The organism is Cognatiyoonia sp. IB215182, from assembly GCF_033963905.1.
Lineage (GTDB): Bacteria > Pseudomonadota > Alphaproteobacteria > Rhodobacterales > Rhodobacteraceae > Yoonia.
On sequence record NZ_JAXBMB010000004.1, the window covers coordinates 123567 to 139069 of the forward strand.

At 57.5% G+C, this 15503-nt stretch carries 14 protein-coding genes; 4 read left to right on the forward strand and 10 right to left on the reverse strand.

Translation table 11 applies throughout. The features are described from left to right. Positions 1-3: 3 nt before the first annotated feature. Complete coding sequence (locus SLH47_RS09305; protein WP_320239210.1) at positions 4-1056, forward strand: iron ABC transporter permease; 1053 nt, start codon at positions 4-6, stop codon at positions 1054-1056. Between the two features lie 4 nt (positions 1057-1060). Here the strand turns inward: SLH47_RS09305 and SLH47_RS09310 are convergent, their stop codons facing one another. From SLH47_RS09310 to SLH47_RS09320, 3 genes are read right to left on the reverse strand one after another with little or no spacing between them, the layout of a single operon-like run. Further along, complete coding sequence (locus tag SLH47_RS09310; RefSeq protein ID WP_320239211.1) at positions 1061-1858, reverse strand: metal ABC transporter permease; 798 nt, start codon at positions 1856-1858, stop codon at positions 1061-1063. Then, the gene (locus tag SLH47_RS09315; RefSeq protein WP_320239212.1) at positions 1858-2583 is read right to left on the reverse strand and encodes a metal ABC transporter ATP-binding protein; all 726 of its coding nucleotides are present in this window, start codon (positions 2581-2583) and stop codon (positions 1858-1860) included. The genes SLH47_RS09310 and SLH47_RS09315 overlap by 1 nt, the downstream gene beginning before the upstream one ends. Then, a complete protein-coding gene (locus SLH47_RS09320; protein WP_320239213.1) occupies positions 2580-3098 on the reverse strand; it encodes a Fur family transcriptional regulator in 519 nt (172 codons plus the stop codon). Before SLH47_RS09320 ends, SLH47_RS09315 begins: the two co-directional genes overlap by 4 nt. A gap of 56 nt (positions 3099-3154) precedes the next feature. On the opposite strand from SLH47_RS09320, the gene SLH47_RS09325 reads away from it, so the two are divergent. Next, on the forward strand, positions 3155-4336 hold the full coding sequence (locus tag SLH47_RS09325) for a zinc ABC transporter substrate-binding protein (protein ID WP_320239214.1): 1182 nt from the start codon (positions 3155-3157) through the stop codon (positions 4334-4336). A gap of 95 nt (positions 4337-4431) precedes the next feature. Here SLH47_RS09325 and SLH47_RS09330 read toward each other — a convergent pair whose 3' ends face one another. The 6 genes from SLH47_RS09330 to SLH47_RS09355 all read right to left on the reverse strand — a co-directional run bounded on the left by SLH47_RS09330 (position 4432) and on the right by SLH47_RS09355 (position 11719). Beyond that, a complete protein-coding gene (locus tag SLH47_RS09330) occupies positions 4432-5724 on the reverse strand; it encodes an HlyD family type I secretion periplasmic adaptor subunit (protein WP_320239215.1) in 1293 nt (430 codons plus the stop codon). Further along, entirely contained in the window at positions 5721-7427 is a 1707-nt protein-coding gene (locus SLH47_RS09335; protein WP_320239216.1) for an ATP-binding cassette domain-containing protein, read from the reverse strand. Before SLH47_RS09335 ends, SLH47_RS09330 begins: the two co-directional genes overlap by 4 nt. Positions 7428-7468: 41 nt before the next feature. After that, positions 7469-8176, reverse strand: a complete 708-nt coding sequence (locus SLH47_RS09340) for a TIGR02466 family protein (RefSeq protein ID WP_320239217.1) — start codon at positions 8174-8176, stop codon at positions 7469-7471. 28 nt (positions 8177-8204) lie between these two features. Further along, a complete protein-coding gene (locus tag SLH47_RS09345) occupies positions 8205-9332 on the reverse strand; it encodes a DUF4344 domain-containing metallopeptidase (protein ID WP_320239218.1) in 1128 nt (375 codons plus the stop codon). 149 nt (positions 9333-9481) lie between these two features. Continuing rightward, positions 9482-9829: a hypothetical protein gene (locus SLH47_RS09350; protein WP_320239219.1), complete on the reverse strand. Its 348-nt coding sequence runs from the start codon at positions 9827-9829 to the stop codon at positions 9482-9484. A 36-nt stretch (positions 9830-9865) separates the two neighbouring features. Continuing rightward, entirely contained in the window at positions 9866-11719 is a 1854-nt protein-coding gene (locus tag SLH47_RS09355) for a toxin-activating lysine-acyltransferase (RefSeq protein WP_320239220.1), read from the reverse strand. Positions 11720-11966: 247 nt separating this feature from the next. Between SLH47_RS09355 and SLH47_RS09360 the strand changes: the two genes are divergently transcribed. Both SLH47_RS09360 and SLH47_RS09365 read left to right on the forward strand, forming a co-directional pair. Then, positions 11967-13565 (forward strand): RcgA family putative transporter, encoded by a 1599-nt coding sequence (locus SLH47_RS09360; protein ID WP_320239221.1) that lies wholly within the window; start codon positions 11967-11969, stop codon positions 13563-13565. After that, positions 13555-14556 carry an RcgR family putative quorum lactone hydrolase gene (locus SLH47_RS09365; RefSeq protein ID WP_320239222.1) on the forward strand — a complete coding sequence of 334 codons (1002 nt, stop codon included), beginning with the start codon at positions 13555-13557 and terminating at the stop codon, positions 14554-14556. The genes SLH47_RS09360 and SLH47_RS09365 overlap by 11 nt, the downstream gene beginning before the upstream one ends. On the opposite strand, the gene SLH47_RS09370 is transcribed toward SLH47_RS09365, so the two are convergent. Continuing rightward, the gene (locus tag SLH47_RS09370; protein ID WP_320239223.1) at positions 14553-15452 is read right to left on the reverse strand and encodes a LysR family transcriptional regulator; all 900 of its coding nucleotides are present in this window, start codon (positions 15450-15452) and stop codon (positions 14553-14555) included. The two genes, SLH47_RS09365 and SLH47_RS09370, sit on opposite strands and share 4 nt — an antisense overlap. Positions 15453-15503: the final 51 nt, after the last annotated feature.

The window sequence follows — 15503 nt, forward strand, 5'->3', positions numbered from 1 at the left end:
GGCATGAGCGTGGTCATCGACGCGCACCCGCAATCACATCGCTTGAACCGGACGACGGTGTTCGTCTGCGGCGGGGTTGCGGTGCTTCTGGCCTCGCTCTCCCTTGCGATTTCGGTTGGGGCTGTACCGGTTCCGCTCGGCACGGTCTGGGGTGTCTTTGCCAACAAACTCTCACCGGGCCTTGTCGAACAAACATGGTCGCAGGGCCGCGAGGCGATCGTGTGGGAGATCCGTTTTCCACGCGCGCTTTTGGCCATGATGGTGGGCGCGGGCCTCGCCATGGTGGGTGCCAGCCTGCAGGCGGTGACGCGGAACCCGCTGGCCGACCCGCATCTGCTCGGCATCTCGTCAGGCGGCGCGTTCGGGGCCATTCTGGCGCTTTTGCATACCGGCTTGTTCATTGGCCTTTTGACCGTACCGCTGCTGGCCTTTCTCGGCGCACTCGGCGCAACGGCCATAGTACTGGGCGTGTCCCGCTTTGCCGATGCGACAAGCGCCGACCGGCTGGTGCTGGCAGGCGTCGCGGTGTCGTTCATCATCATGGCCGGGGCAAATGTGCTGATCTTCCTCGGCGATCCGCGCGCGACCCATACGGTTGTGTTCTGGATGCTGGGTGGCCTCGGCCTCGCCCAATGGGGGCAGTTGATCTATCCGCTGGTGATCTTGGCTGTTTGCGGTGCATGGCTGATCGCGCAGGCCAGCGCATTGAATGCAATGACCATCGGCGATGAGAGTGCGGCGACCCTGGGTATTCCCGTCGCGCGCTTTCGTCTTGCTGTCTTCGTTGTCGGCGCGCTGATCACCGGGGTTATGGTTGCGTTTTCGGGCATCATCGGTTTTGTCGGGCTGATGGTGCCGCATATCGTGCGCATGCTTGTGGGGGGCGATTACCTACGGGTCCTGCCCAGTTCGGCACTTGTGGGCGCGATCTTCCTGCTTTGGGCGGATATCGCGGCGCGCACTATCATGGCGCCAGAGGATATGCCGATTGGCATCGTCACAGGGCTTATTGGCGGTCTGTTCTTTGTCTGGCTTCTGGGGCGCAGGCGCGGTTGAGCCGCTACCGCTGGCTTTGCCCGCGCCAACCGAGCGTGCTGAAGATGGCAAAGACAACAGCGGCCACACAAACGATGGAGGGCCCGGCGGGCGTGTCAAAGACATAAGCTGCCCGCAATCCGGTAACCGCCGATCCCGCGCCAATTGCCGCCGCGATCAAGGCCATCGCCTCAGGGGTGCGGGCCAGACCGCGCGCGGCGGCGGCGGGGATGATCAGAAGCGCGGCAATCAACAGGACACCGACAACCTTGATCGCCACAGCAACCGTGATGGCCAGCGACAGGGTCAGGATCAGCTGCTCGCGCTTGGGATCAAGGCCGCTGGCATAGGCGAGTTCCTCGTTCAACGTTGCGGCCAAAAGCGCGGACCACCGCCACGCGATGAGCCCCACGACCATCGCGGCTCCGCCCCAGATCACCAAAAGATCCATGCGGGATACCGCCAGAAGGTCGCCAAACAGGTAGGCCATCAGGTCAAGCCGAATGCCCGACAGGAACGACACCGCGACAAGCCCGAATGCCAGCGCGGAATGGGCGAGCACACCTAGCAGCGTGTCCATCGCATAGCCGCGCCCGGACAACAGCGTGACCGTCACGGCCATGATTAATGCAACCGCCATCGCGCCGACAAAGATCGACATCTGCATCGCCAGCGAAAGTGCCACACCCAGCATCGCGGCATGGGCCGTGGCATCGCCGAAATAGGCCATGCGTCTCCAGACAACAAAGCAACCCAAAGGGGCCGCCGCAAAAGCCACGCCGACACCCGCAAGCGTCGCGCGCACCATGAAATCGTCCAGCATTACTCGGCGGCCTCGTGATGGTGGTGGTGATCGTGATCATGCCGGTAAAGCGCCAGCGCACCTCCGGTGCCGGTACCAAAGAGCGCGCGGTATTCAGGGGCAGAGGCGACAACGGCGGGCGTGCCCTCGCAGCAGACATGACCATTCAGGCAGATCACACGGTCAGAGGCGCTCATCACCACATGGAGTTCATGGCTGATCATCAGGATCGCACAGCCTGTCTCGGCCCGCACCGCCTCAATCTGGCGGTAAAAGGCGGCAGAGCCGGGCTGGTCGAGACCTTGGGTCGCCTCATCCAGCAGCAGGATATCGGGCTGGTTGATCAGGGCGCGCGCCAGAAGCACACGCTGAAACTGCCCGCCGGAAAGCTGCGACATCTGCCGGTTAAAGAGGTCCGGCACACCTGCGGTTTCCAGCGCTTTTGTGCATGCCTTCCGGTCCACCCGGTCGGTCAGCCTCATAAAACGCCCCACCGTGATGGGCAGGGTCGGATCGATGTGCAGACGCTGCGGGACATAACCGATGCGCAGATCAGGGCGCCGCGTCACCTCTCCTGCGGCGGGTTGAAGCGCGCCGATAATGGCTTTGAGCAGGCTGGTCTTGCCAGACCCGTTTGGGCCGACAATTGTGACGATTTCACCGGGTGCGACATGCATGCTGACATTCTGCAGCACGGCATTTGCGCCGTAAGAGACGGCGAGGCCCTTCACGCTGATCAGGTTCATGGGTCGGCCTTGTCTGCGCAGGCCGGGCAGACGCCTTCGGCTTCGACAACGGTGCGCTCAATCTGAAACCCAGCAGCGCGCGCAGCCGCCCCAAGCGCACCCTTGCTGGGGGTCGAATGGGCCTCTGCCACCGCATCGCAAACCCGACAGATCATAAAGGCGGGCGAATGATTTTCTCCCGGATGGGCACAGGCCACAAATGCATTCAGGCGTTCGACCTTGTGGACGAACCCATTCTCAACCAGAAAATCAAGCGCGCGATAGGCGACGGGCGGTTGCGAGCCGAAACCGGCATCCCGCAACAAATCCAATATCGTATAGGCCCCAAGCGCGCGATGTTCCTGCAGCAAAATCTCAAGCACCTTGCGACGCACCGGTGTCAGGCGCAGGCCCTGTTCAGCACAGCGCTTTTCTGCCTCGGCGAGTGCTTCGCTCACGCATATGTCGTGATCATGCTCGTGAAAGCCCAAGGCTGGCGCTTCCTTGTCAGACAGGGATGCGAGGTCGCTTGTCATGTTATTCCATATCATATATGCCGCTGCTAATGTTATAAGATCACATGAGATATCCAATGTCTAGAAAGCTGCTCCCCCTCTCGGTCACCGCAATTCTGATGGGCGGTACGGCCATGGCCGATGTACCGAATGTCGCGGTCGATATCGCACCAGTGCATTCGCTGGTGGCCCGTGTGATGGAGGGGGTTGGAACACCCGATCTGATCGTCCAGCCTGGCGCGTCGCCCCATGAGTACAGCCTGCGCCCGTCAGAGGCCGCGGCCTTGCAGAACGCTGATCTTGTCTTTTGGATCGGCGAGGATCTGACGCCATGGATGGAAAATGCCGTGGAGACGCTGGCTGAAGGAGCGGCGGTGACAACTTTGCTTGAGACGGGCGGCACAACACTGCTCGATTTCCGCGAAGATGCGTTGTTTGAAGCGCATGACCATGGTCACGATGAGCATGAAGACCATGACGCGGCAAAGGAGGCCAGCGATCATGATCATGACCACGATGACCATGATCACGAAGAACAGGCTGATGCCGACGGGCATGATCACGACGATCACGATCACGAAGAACATGCCGAGGCTGAGGCGCATGACCATGATCACGATCATGAGGAACATGCCGAGGCTGAGGCGCATGACCATGATCACGATCATGAGGAACATGCAGAAGCCGACGCGCATGATCACGACCACGACGATCATGGCCATGATGATCATGCTGGCCACGATCACGGCGAACATGACCCGCATGCATGGCTTTCCCCAACAAATGCCTCCACATGGCTGAATGTGATCGCCGCACAGCTTTCGGCGGCTGACCCTGACAATGCTGGGGCCTATTTCGCCAACGCAGCTGCCGCGCGGGCCGAGATGGAGGCCTTGTCAGCCGAGATTAACGCGACACTCGATCCGGCACGCGGTGGAAGTTTCATCGTCTTCCACGATGCCTATCAGTACTTTGAGGCGAATTTTGACTTCCCGGCTTCGGGTGCCATTTCCATTGGCGACGCAACCGACCCCAGCCCCGCGCGGATCGCCGAGATCCAGGGCCGTATCCGCGATGAGGGTGTGGATTGCGTGCTTGCCGAACCGCAATTCAACCCCGGCCTCGTCGCGACTGTTCTGGAAGGAACCGAGGCAAGCATCGGCGTGATCGACCCGCTGGGTGCAGAGCTTGAACCGGGTGCGGCACTGTACCCCCAGCTTTTGCGCAACATGGCGGCGACACTGGCAGAATGCCTTTAGACTGAACTACCTGATGGACGGCGGCCAAAGGCGACCGTCCATCAGTCTCTTAGCTTGTCCCAAAGCCGCTTGTCCCGTAGTGTTTCAGGCGCTGTTCAACGATCTCGAAGAGCGGTTGAGAAGTAGTCCACAATAGGTCGCGTCATATATTCAATTGGCGTCTGCCGCTCTGTCTGAATAAATGCCGTTACGCCCATTCCGTTGATGATTTCACGCGACACAGTCTCTGCCAGCATGTTTTCAGGGACCGAGATTGTGATGGCGTAGTAGTTCTTGCGCGTGACGGGATCGAAGGTGATATCGGGTGCAATCGCCAAGACCTCTCCAGTGACAGAGGGCAGCGCCCGCACATTATAGGCGGCAAATCGCAGGATGGCGGTTTGTCCCAGATGAACCTGATCGATGTCGCTTGGCGATACACGCACATTGGCCCGCATCGCGCTATCGGTCGGAACAAGTGTCAAAAGCGGCTGGCCAGCAAGATGGACAAAGCCGTCACCCATGATTTTCAGGTCATGGACGACGCCGCTGATTGGTGCGCGAATGTCGAGATAGCGCAGTTCCAGCAGCAGTTCGGCGCGACGCCCGATGAGCGTAAGGATCTGCGGCGCGATACGGTCGAGTTCGTCTTGTGCGGCTTTCCGCGCCGTATCGTCAACAGCCAGCGCGGCCAGTCTGAGCTCTGCCAGTCGTTCTTCCAGTTCCGCGCGCCTTGCGCGCAAGCGACCGCGCTCGCCGGATTTGGCAAAAAGGTCACGCCGATTTTGCGCAATTTCCTCGGTTCTAACCAACCCGCTAACCTGAAGCGCGGCCTGCCGGTCGCGTTCCTGTTGGAACACCGTAATCTCACCGGTGATGCCCTCGATCTGGGCATCAATGCCGCGTATCTGCTGTTCGACCTGTAGTGTGCGCTGCATCTGAAGTGCATGTTCCCTTTCCAGCCGTTCCCGGGCTGTGACGAGCACTACTTCTTCCGTCATAACGGTTGACTGCAAACCCGGAATGGCTTGGTCGGGATGGTCCGCAGCTATGGCCATGAGCGTGGATTGGCCGTCTCGCATTGCTTCCAGTCGCAGATGTCGGGCAGTAAGACTTGCCAACTGCCGCTCAACCGAAGCTTTCTCTACGACCAGAAGCGATTGGTCAAAGCGTGCCACCAGATCACCCGCCTGAACGGCGTCGCCGTCATCAACCATCACTTGGGCGACGATGCCGCCCTTGGGATGACTGACCACATGCGGGCTGGTCGTGGGCTCGATACGTCCTTGACCAATGATTGCGCCTGAGATCTCAGTTGTTGTGGACCAGATCCCCATACCGGCGCCGAAAACGGCAAGCGTCACAATCCCAAACCAGAGCGGCCATATGCTCGTGGACGGCTTCATCATTGTGCCGCCATCCTTGCCGCAACCACCGGAGTGATCGTCTTCTGCGGCATCTCAGGTTGTTGCTTCAATATGCCTCGGTCGAGATGATAATGGCGGCAGGGTACATTCAGTTCTAGCAGGTGACGGCCGATCAGGACGACGCTGCCGCCTGATCCGATGAAACGCTTAAGTGCGTCCTCACCTTCAGCCGCAAATGCCGAAACAAGAGCTTTCGCAGGTTCGTCAATCACCAATAAGGAAGGGCCCGAATAGATCGCCCGCGCCAACGCCAGCAGATGCAGGTCGCTGCGTGACAAAGGGTGGCCCATTTCGTCAATTTGTGTGGCATAGCCAAGCGGCAGACACATCAGACGTTGATGCAAAGAGGCACCAATCGCAGCGCGCTCCACGCGATCAGAACATCCATGCTCGGCCAAGCCAGAGATATTGGCGGCAATCGTACCTTTCAAGAAGGCCAGGCGTTCCGGCACATAACCGATGTGCAGACCCAGATCCTCGCGACTTAGCGCTGACAGTCGGATGCCACCGGCAAGGACCAAACCTCTGCAGGGCTTGCGCATACCGACCATTGCTTCGCTTAAGAGCGTCTTGCCCGCGCCAAAATCACCTGTGATTTGGACGATTTCGCCCCGTTCTATGGCGAGTGTTGCGCTTACGATTGGAGGTTGCTCATCCAGATCGCCGCTGACCTCAACATCACGCAACTCCAAGAGCGGGCTCTCGGGGTTCAAAACCCGGTTTTTGGTGCCGTCCGCGCGCTTAACGTCTTGCAGACGCCGCCCGATTGCCTGCCAGTCGCTGATCGCGTCCTTGAGGTTTGGCAACGACTTGAGGAATGCGACAAAGGGAAAATAAAGCCGGTTCATCAGAATGACGCTGGCGACCATCCCGCCGATTGTCATCTGGTTGGCAAGGACCAGCCCCGCGCCCACGGTCAAGACCAGGACCGACATAATCCAACGCAGTGTCGTCAGCGTGACATCAATGGCCGTCGTGCGGTCTGCGGCGGAAATAACGGTTGAGCGCGCCGCATCACGGCTTGCAATCAGCTGCTTTTTGGCAGCGGCCCCAAAGCCGAGACCTTGCAACCATTGTGCGGCGCGCGTGGCTGCATTGTAGTTCTTCTTGGCATCACGCGTTGTATGTCTGACTTCGCGCAGGCGGTGTGAACTGATGACCCAACCGAAGGCATAAACGCAACCAATCGCAATAAGGCCAACCACCGCAAGCCATCCGATCTCGGGGCTTAAAAGGAACACCGCGGCCACGAAAATCGGAAGCCACGCAACATCAATGATGTGCCGCAACGCCCCGGAATGGATGAAGCTGCGCAACCGGTCGAGGTCCTTGGTGCCTTCAGCGAGGCCGGGGGCATGGGTACGATGCGAAGGCTGGATTGGCAGCAGATCGTCTTCCAACTGTTCCTGCAGCCGTGCGCCAAACCGGGCCAGCAGACGCCGCCGGACGAAATCGAGTATTCCCATCGCAATGATGGCCCCGAGCGCCAGCAAACAAAGCACGACAAGCGTTTCCTGCGACCGGGCGTTGAGAACCCGGTCATAGACAAGCAGCATGAATACCGGCAGCGTCAGCGACAGGCAGGCCATGCAAAAGCTGAAGAATATGGACCAATTGAACAACCATAAGTTGTTCCAGAGGGCACGCCAATGGGTCAGCACATCCTGGTTTTCCGAGTTACTCATTTTTCATCCAACAATGGTGAGCAGATGAACGCGTGTCGCGTTCAGGACGCGTGTGATTTTGTCTTTATCTGATTGAGGTTGAAGCTGATGATCACACGCTCACCGGCAGAACCTTTCTGGGTTGTCAGATTGGGCGATACGCCGTGATAAAGCCAACTGGGAAAGATCAGCATCTTGCCTGCGGTCGGTGTAAAGTTCACCTTGGTCCAGCACGTCCGGGGACGTTTTTTGTTTGGTTGGTGGCGCGCAGGTCTTACAAGGTTTTCGGTGCGTGGATCGATAAACTCAATATCGCCGCAATCCTCGGGTGTTTGGACATAATAGACGCCGCTCCACAGGCTGCCAGGGTGGATATGCGCGCGGTTTGAACTGCCGGGTGGATTCACAATCGACCACATTGTCCCGATCTCTAGCGTGGCACCTTTGTGATATCCGTTGCGCTCAGAAATGAAACAGCAGGCACTGCCGATCAACTGCACAAGCGGCTGGTACGGCGCCTCATTGTGCAGGTGGTTGTGGCTGTGCCAACCGCCAAGACCGCGAAAGTTGGACCGCTGTATACCCTTGGCATCCTTTGCGCGTTCGGCAGAGATCGCATCGAGAAGCATGGCATTCGCATCATCCAGATAGTCGCTTGGCAGCTGGAACGAAAAAATCTGCGTCGGAAAATAAAGGTTTTCTGACATTTCGATCCGATCCGGGATCGCAGCGAATTCAGCCTGTTGTGCGACATCATTTTGTACATTCATCGTGCGTCACTCCGTGTGAAAGTCTGGCTTAGTGGTTGGTAGGGTTAATCGCATCGCCCTGATCGACGAAGCGCTGAACATATTCGTCGCATAGGGTGATCAGGCGATTTGTTCGGTTCCAGTAGGCGCCTTCGCCGCAATGATCGAAATGCAGGGTGATCTTCTCCGGCCAATCAAACCGCCGCACTTCGTCAGCGAACGCATCGAACATGCCCGATGCCTGCATCGCAGATTTCATCGGGCCTTCACCGTAGATCACCTCGACCCTTTCGGAACGTTCGCTGGCTGGGAGAAGATGTGGTGCGATGATGGCTTCCCACCCAGCGATCTGATCCGGAGCAGTGTCGGAACAATCGGCAAGATCGGTTTCGGGGAATTCGAGCCACGCAACATGTTCGCTCCATTCCGCCGGATCTGCGCCATAAAGCAGGCAGGCGGTCTGATAGGCACGCCGAATGTCGAGGGGATGCTCACTTTTGAAATCATAGTCTCGTGGCGACACTTCAGACGCCTCATACATCCATGATTCAATGCGCGGCAGGATGAGCGCAGGTGCTTCGGAATAATGCTGCGAGATAATCCAGCTTGTCGCAAATGTGTCGGCCATCACCTCTTCATTTGCCAGAACCGGCAATTGGAATTCGCGAATGAGCGCGTGAGCCAATTCGTGATAAAGCACGTGCCGTGTGACGGCGATTGCAAATTCGCCGTCGAATGAGGCTATGACAGGCTGTTCCACAATAAGCGGCAGGGAGTTCAACACGGGCTCTAGCGCGGCGATGCTGCTGAGTATCGCCTGGTCAAAAGCGCCATCACCGGCATGTGGGATAAAGCTGTCAAGCAATTGCGTGCGGATTTCTTCGCCGCTTGCATGGTGAATGCCAGGCAAGGTCTCGTAGGTCAGTCGCTTGGCCGCCAAATCCACCAAAAGCAGAAACGGTTTTTCAATCTCAGGCTCTTTTTCGCGCCATACCTCGAAGACCGATTGTGCATAAAGATCAAAGCTGGGCCGCTCTGACCAATTTCGAAAGTCCTGCGTGATCTGAACGCGCAACGCGAACCCTGTAGACGCTTCAAACGCCTTGATCGCATCAAGAACCTCCGTTTCGGACGACGTTGGAAGCGCGTCTGCCTCATCAACGAGGTCCTCGCTCAACCACTCAAATGGCGATGAAAGAAGTGACGTTGTTGAGGTTACGCAAAGTAGTGCGCAAGTGGGAAGGATTGCGGACAGACGCATTTCTTGCTCCTTGAATGGTCTGCTGGCGCCAGATCAGGCGCCAGCAGGATTTCAGGTGTCAGAAACTAGGCAACGTCCCACTGGTTGCCGTTTTCGTTTCCTTCATCGTCCTCGTTACCTTCGTCACCCTCATTACCCTCGTTACCTTCGTTCCCTGTGTTGGTGCCATCGCTGTCACCCCAACCAAGGTGGGACTCGTCGCCCTCGTTACCCTCATTGTCTTCGTTGTTCTCGTTGCCCTCGTTACCTTCGTTGCCCTCGTTACCCTCATTGCCTTCGTTACCGCCGCCACCACCACCTCCGCCGCCGCCTCCGCCACCGCCAAGGCTGATGCGTGGATCCAATTCGGCGATCATGCGTTCCAGATCCTCTTCAGAGGGCACATTCACAATTGTCGAATTTGAGTCAGTCATTTGCTTTCTCTCTTCTCTCATATTTTCGCTTTTGCGTCAGGGATGACGCGCGTTGTGAGAACCGCATGTGCTTGCCCTCCGTGTTTTGTGCGCTGCGTGACATGTCGTCGACGCGGCGATTTTGATGCCGCTTGCACCAAAATCCGAACCCTTGTGATCTGTGCTATTGCGCCGGTCGCGCCCGATCCATTGGTTCACCCGCCTGACGCTGCCGTCAGGGTTCCGCCTCAGGCTGCTGGCGATTTGATCGGGGAAAACCGCGCCGGTCATTTCGGCCATGAGGGGTTTCATGGCTTGCCGGGTTGCGAACCAGTCGTTGAAGAAAAGGTGCGGGCCGCTGTTCCATTCGCTCTCGTGCATGGCGCGGCCTGATTTGTGCAGATCATCGCGGGTGCTTGTGCTGATCCAGGCCCAGGTGATGCAGCCAACAGGCGCGCAAGCCTCATCCACGTAAAGATGAATCTGTCCGCGCGAGAGTGGCGGCAGAATTTCCGTGGGCAGGTAGTAGGACAGATCGAATTGGCGATGGTAATCAGAGGTCGCCATCTGCTGCAAAAAGAGGCCCAAGGTGCTAAGAAGATCGGGCCCGGGCGGTTTCTTGCGATCCAAGGCCGGACCGGCGGACGCCAATTTCGCATATTTTTCAATGAAGTCCTGGGGCGTTTGCTGTGCCGCTTTACTTCCGAGTGCGCCGAGCGCCAGCGCGCCTAAGGAGCGCCAATAGATCAACTGATGAAACTGATCCTCGTGTAGGTCGTTGATTTGTCCATCCGTTGCGACAACGCGAATAGTCGCGTGGCCGCCAATGGTGGGTCCGGGCAATCCGCCAGATAAGAACTGATAAAGCGCGGGTTGTGATACGCCTGAGAACAGGTCGCAAACACGCGGGTCCGCTTCAAACAACCCTTTTGTCCGCAGTCCGCGGCCTAAGCTTTGCGCCATTGCCGCTGCAACCTCATCGGCTTGATTGCCGGCAGCAAGGCCTACAGCAATACCAGAGGCGATAAGATCAGTATCCTCAGCTTCCTGCAGACGCCCCACACGGAGGATTGGCGTTTTGGGTGCTGCAGGGATGACCTGCACCTTCCCAAGGTCAAAGAAACTGAGGTCAACAATCATTTCATCGCAGCGGCGATCGATCTCATCACCGTTGCCTGGAAATCGTTCTTTTAGGAGGGTTACAGCGTCTTGCCACGCTAACAGATCCGCATGATCTCTTGCTGTGAGGAGATCCCTTAGCCCGGACAACGCTTCATCAGTGCCGCCGGCATAGATGGCCATTGCGGATTTCTGTTCGTCTTGCACGAGACGAAATGCAGCGACGCGTGCGGGAGGGTAATTGAGGCGGTAGTGATAGGCCCGATCGGGATTTGCCAGAGCCGCCCGCATCTCCTGCAGGTCGCCTGTCAAATATACCTCTGTCTCGGCATGCCAGACCGAAGCAAGTGCCTGATGCAGTTTGGGGTCGTGCAGGTGCGCCCATTTTAGGACTGCCAGCTCGCCCAGAAATGCACAGATTTCGCGAACAATGGGTGGGGAGGCATGTGTTTTGCACCACAAGAAGTTCAGGGCATGACCCATTTCGTGTGCGAGGCACATAAGGTCTGCAGTTGTGCCGTTCCATGACATTTGTATTTGAATGCGGTTCTGTCCGGCATCAAAGGTAAATGGTCCAGAAACCGGGGATGCGCCGTTGCACGTTGAGAAGCTAACATCAGCCAGTTTTTCAACGGGCGCCCCCAAAACACCGAATTCCGCGGCAAAGGCGGGGAGTATGTAAGTCTTGATGCAGACGTCTCGTTCACCCCAATGGGCTGTTTCTCGCGCATGTGCGACACGCGCGACTTCCGCAATTGGCGCGCAGAGCGCTTCATGCCAACGCGACGACACCTGCAAAAGGTGATTGCTGCTAAGGTCATGACAATTAAGCCAATCTTGAACGCTGTATTGTTTGCCGAACAAGATACCGCCCTCAAATGAAAAGATCTGGTTGGAAACGGTTGATGTGATTTCGACTGAAGTTCTTCAGCGACCATCTTCGTACTGATTACGCTTCCAGTTGTGCTGTAATCCGCACCAAAAGCACGATATCAAACGAATTGTAGCGAAATAAGACGAAGCGGCGGGGGGTATATGCGTGATAAAAAACGGAAAATATTTCGTTCCTCCCACAAGCGACAATAGCAATTTCAAGGAATTGTTCGCGCGTCTCGCAGCCTCTGGCGCCGGTCGACCTGTGGACAAGGACGGATTTCCGGATGGCGCGTGGACGCCCGATCTTCTGGCCGAGGAAATTGGGCAAATCGCCACCAATGATTCAGGTGCCGATCTACGCACCGTGCAGCTGTGGTTTCAGGACAACGACAAGGGCATCAGCCGCGACAACATTCGTTGGTTGGCGCGGATTTTTGGGTGCGGTGATCCTGAAGCGGCCAGCGCATGGCAGGTGGAGCTTAGCGCGGCGCAGTCGCGCCTTGTCGCGCAGCGGCGCGAAAGGAAGCGGTGTGAAGAGAGTGATGTAAACACTGACATGGCTGTCGAGGAGGTAGTTCTAACCGCGCCAGCCCCCACCTTATCAAGCGCCGATGAAAAGGGGGCTATAAGGGGTTTCAGCCTGGCGAGACGATCAGAGGCGATCTTCAGCCATGGATCGCCACTCAACCTGCCCGCCACGGTCTTTGCGGGCGCAGTTGCGCTCGGGTTTCTGTCCTATTTCATCGGCATCCATGACATCGTTTACGAGCGTGCAGACGGGGTCACAAAACAGGTGGGATTCATCTGGGCACCCAACTGGACGCTTCTTTTCATGGTGTTCATGCCGCTCTTTTTTGCATTCGCAATAGAGCTGATCGCGTATTGGAAAGGAGACGCGCGCCCGACACTGGTCGCGGCTGCGAACGGCGCCCAAATCGGTGAAAGCTGGAGAGGTATGGTGCAGGCATCGTCTTTCACCTTTTGGGCGGTGTTCCTGATCTGTCTTGCTTTTGCGGGCTTGTTTCAGTGGATTGGAGTGCGGTTGCTGCCATTGCTAGCTGGCGGCGGTGACTATGCAATCGACTGGGGGTCAGTGGCGATCATCCGGCCAGAGGTGATCTCGATCCCCGTCGCAATCGCATTCACGGGTCTGGCTTATCTCTATATGTGCCTGACCTTTTATCTGCTCTATGCGGGGCTGATCCTGCTTTACACCGTTGCGCACGATCTCTGGAAGCTGACAGAAACAACCCAGTTGGGGAAGAGCGCCGAACGCGACTGCGCATTGCATGCAATTGGACTGAGGGTCATGCGGGCGATCTTCCGTTGCAGCGTTTGTGGCGTGTTGGTTGCGACATGCATGAAGCTGCAAAGTCTTTATCTGACATCGACAAGCCCGAATGTGCTGGCCTGGCTGATTGGCGATTTCCAGTCTGTCCTTCGTGGTAGCGACCGCGCGACCATCGATCTCGACTACAGCATGCCGACGCATTACACGAGCCTCGTCGTCGCAATCTCGACCTGCATTGTCTTCGTATACGGGGCGGCCAGACTGGGATTTCGGGGCGGGGTGAGGGGGCCGCTATTGATCATGACCGCTGCCCTGGGACTTGTCGTCTTGGCCTACGTTCTGATCGGCGCCTTTCCCGGCTTTTCGATCCTTCTTGGCGTCGCGACATGTGTGGCAATGTACGGGCTTTTTGACCCCGGATTTGGCATGCGCAGATCGCGTCACATATTGGAGGTCACCGGTGTATCATAGGTTGCTTGACCGCTGGGATGAGCGTCGCGCACAGCGTGGAGAGGCGGTAAAAGAAGTGGTGCCGTTCGAATGTGGCGCGGCGCTTGCCTTTCCGGACTTGGCCGAAAGCGCGGGGATCGCTGCGTTTCTTGAACGAGCAGAAGCAGCGGCAGCTGATCACGCATTCTTTGATCCACCGGACAACGAGCACCTGCAAGTGGTCCGTGAGGGAGAATGGATACGGTTTCCATCGGCTATGCAGACCGAGACCGAGGAGAACAACGTTGTTGTTGCCAAGATCACGGAAGGCGGGGCCCCGGACCAAGCGCTTGTGATCTTTCACCATTGGAATGCCAGCGCGCAACAAAGCCAGATAGCCGGGTTTTTCGCAAAGTGTGGTATCACGGTCGTAGAAATGGCGCTGCCCTACCACTTTGACCGCACTCGACCGGGGTCGACCCACGCCGATTACATGCTTGGCGCAAATATCGGCCGAACGTTGCGGTCCGTGCGGCAGGCCGTTTGGGATGGACGCATGCTGATCGGCTGGCTCAAATCCCAAGGCTTTGGCGAAGTTGCTGTGCTTGGCATGAGCCTTGGGTCCTGGGTGGCCGGCCTGATCGCCGCTCATGATAAGTCGGTGACAAAGGCGTCGCTGTTTCTCACAGCGGGTAGTCTGGCGGATATGGTTTGGACCGGTCGTGCGACCAGGGCAATTCGCGAAAGCCTTGATGGCAGCATTGATCGGTCTCAGCTTCAACAGGCATGGGCGCCTATCGATCAGACAAATCACGCGGCAAAGCTGGCGCGGCAGGATCTGGAATTGCAGATCATCTTGGCCAGACGGGATAAGGTTGTCTTGCCAGAGGTGTCCCAGCCATTTCTCGACAAGCTCGCGCATGTTGGTGCGAAGCCGGATATCGTCAGGCTGAATTGCGGTCATTACTCGCTGGCGCTTCCACCTTACATTCTGTTTGCTGGAATGCGGCTAAAGCGATTGTTGGCCGGCTAACCAGACATCTTGGTATCAGAAATCGTCACCAGATGTTGCCACAGCATTGCGTTGGCGGAATTGCTGCTACCAGCGACACGAACGGCAGTGACGTCCAGATTGATCGAAGGCAAGGTGCTAGACAAATCGACCAGTTGATCATTGTTGATGTGTCTGTAGGCCAAAGACGACGGCACCCAAGCGACGGCAATACCCATAATGGCCAGCTCCGTCGCGGCCAGCGTCAGTGCGGTCTCAACCTTGGGAATGGGGCGGACCATCTGGTTCAGGGTGGGCAGAATGTCCTTGTCGAGGATCTGCCCCAGAAACACGTCGCGCGGATAGGCCACCACGGGTAAAAGCCCTGATTGATATTGTTCGTTCAGGTCGTCTGACATGGCTTGCGCAAAGACCGGGATAAGACGGTCCTGTCCCAATGTCAGTGTTTCTATGAAATCGGCCTCAATCGGGTGCTCATCCCCTGCGGCACGGTAGACAAATGCCAGATCGGCTTGACGCGACAGCAGAAGGCCAAAGCATTCATCCTGATTTGCCGATCGCAACCGGACATAGACATCCGGCGTCTGCGTGCCAAGCCAGCGCAACAGATCAGGCGTGAGCGAAGTGGTCAGCGCGTGCTGACTGGCAAAAACAACGCGGTTCTGGCTGGCCTCACTCCCAATACGCAGGTCAGAGACCAGTCGTTGCATTTCGTCGGCAAGCTTAGCGATCTGATCACGTTGGCGCAGGGTTGTGGGGTGCATCTGCAGCGGTTTTCGCCCACGATCGAAGAGCGGGACGCCGACATAATCCTCGATTGCGCGGATGCGCCGTGAAAAGGCCGATTGCGTCAGATTACGCCGATCCGCCGCCTCGGACAAAGACCCGGTTTCTGCAACTGCCAGGATATCATTCAACCATTCCAAACGCATAATTGCAGCCTAACATGCAATTCTTGCATGTTAATA

Bases quoted from the DNA above. Each gene is read 5' to 3' on its own strand.
- SLH47_RS09340 (WP_320239217.1), bottom strand. From the start codon at position 8,176: ATGAATGTACAAAATGATGTCGCACAACAGGCTGAATTCGCTGCGATC.
- SLH47_RS09310 (WP_320239211.1), bottom strand. From the start codon at position 1,858: ATGCTGGACGATTTCATGGTGCGCGCGACGCTTGCGGGTGTCGGCGTG.
- SLH47_RS09325 (WP_320239214.1), top strand. From the start codon at position 3,155: ATGTCTAGAAAGCTGCTCCCCCTCTCGGTCACCGCAATTCTGATGGGC.
- SLH47_RS09335 (WP_320239216.1), bottom strand. From the start codon at position 7,427: ATGAGTAACTCGGAAAACCAGGATGTGCTGACCCATTGGCGTGCCCTC.
- SLH47_RS09330 (WP_320239215.1), bottom strand. From the start codon at position 5,724: ATGATGAAGCCGTCCACGAGCATATGGCCGCTCTGGTTTGGGATTGTG.
- SLH47_RS09320 (WP_320239213.1), bottom strand. From the start codon at position 3,098: ATGACAAGCGACCTCGCATCCCTGTCTGACAAGGAAGCGCCAGCCTTG.
- SLH47_RS09350 (WP_320239219.1), bottom strand. From the start codon at position 9,829: ATGACTGACTCAAATTCGACAATTGTGAATGTGCCCTCTGAAGAGGAT.
- SLH47_RS09305 (WP_320239210.1), top strand. From the start codon at position 4: ATGAGCGTGGTCATCGACGCGCACCCGCAATCACATCGCTTGAACCGG.
- SLH47_RS09315 (WP_320239212.1), bottom strand. From the start codon at position 2,583: ATGAACCTGATCAGCGTGAAGGGCCTCGCCGTCTCTTACGGCGCAAAT.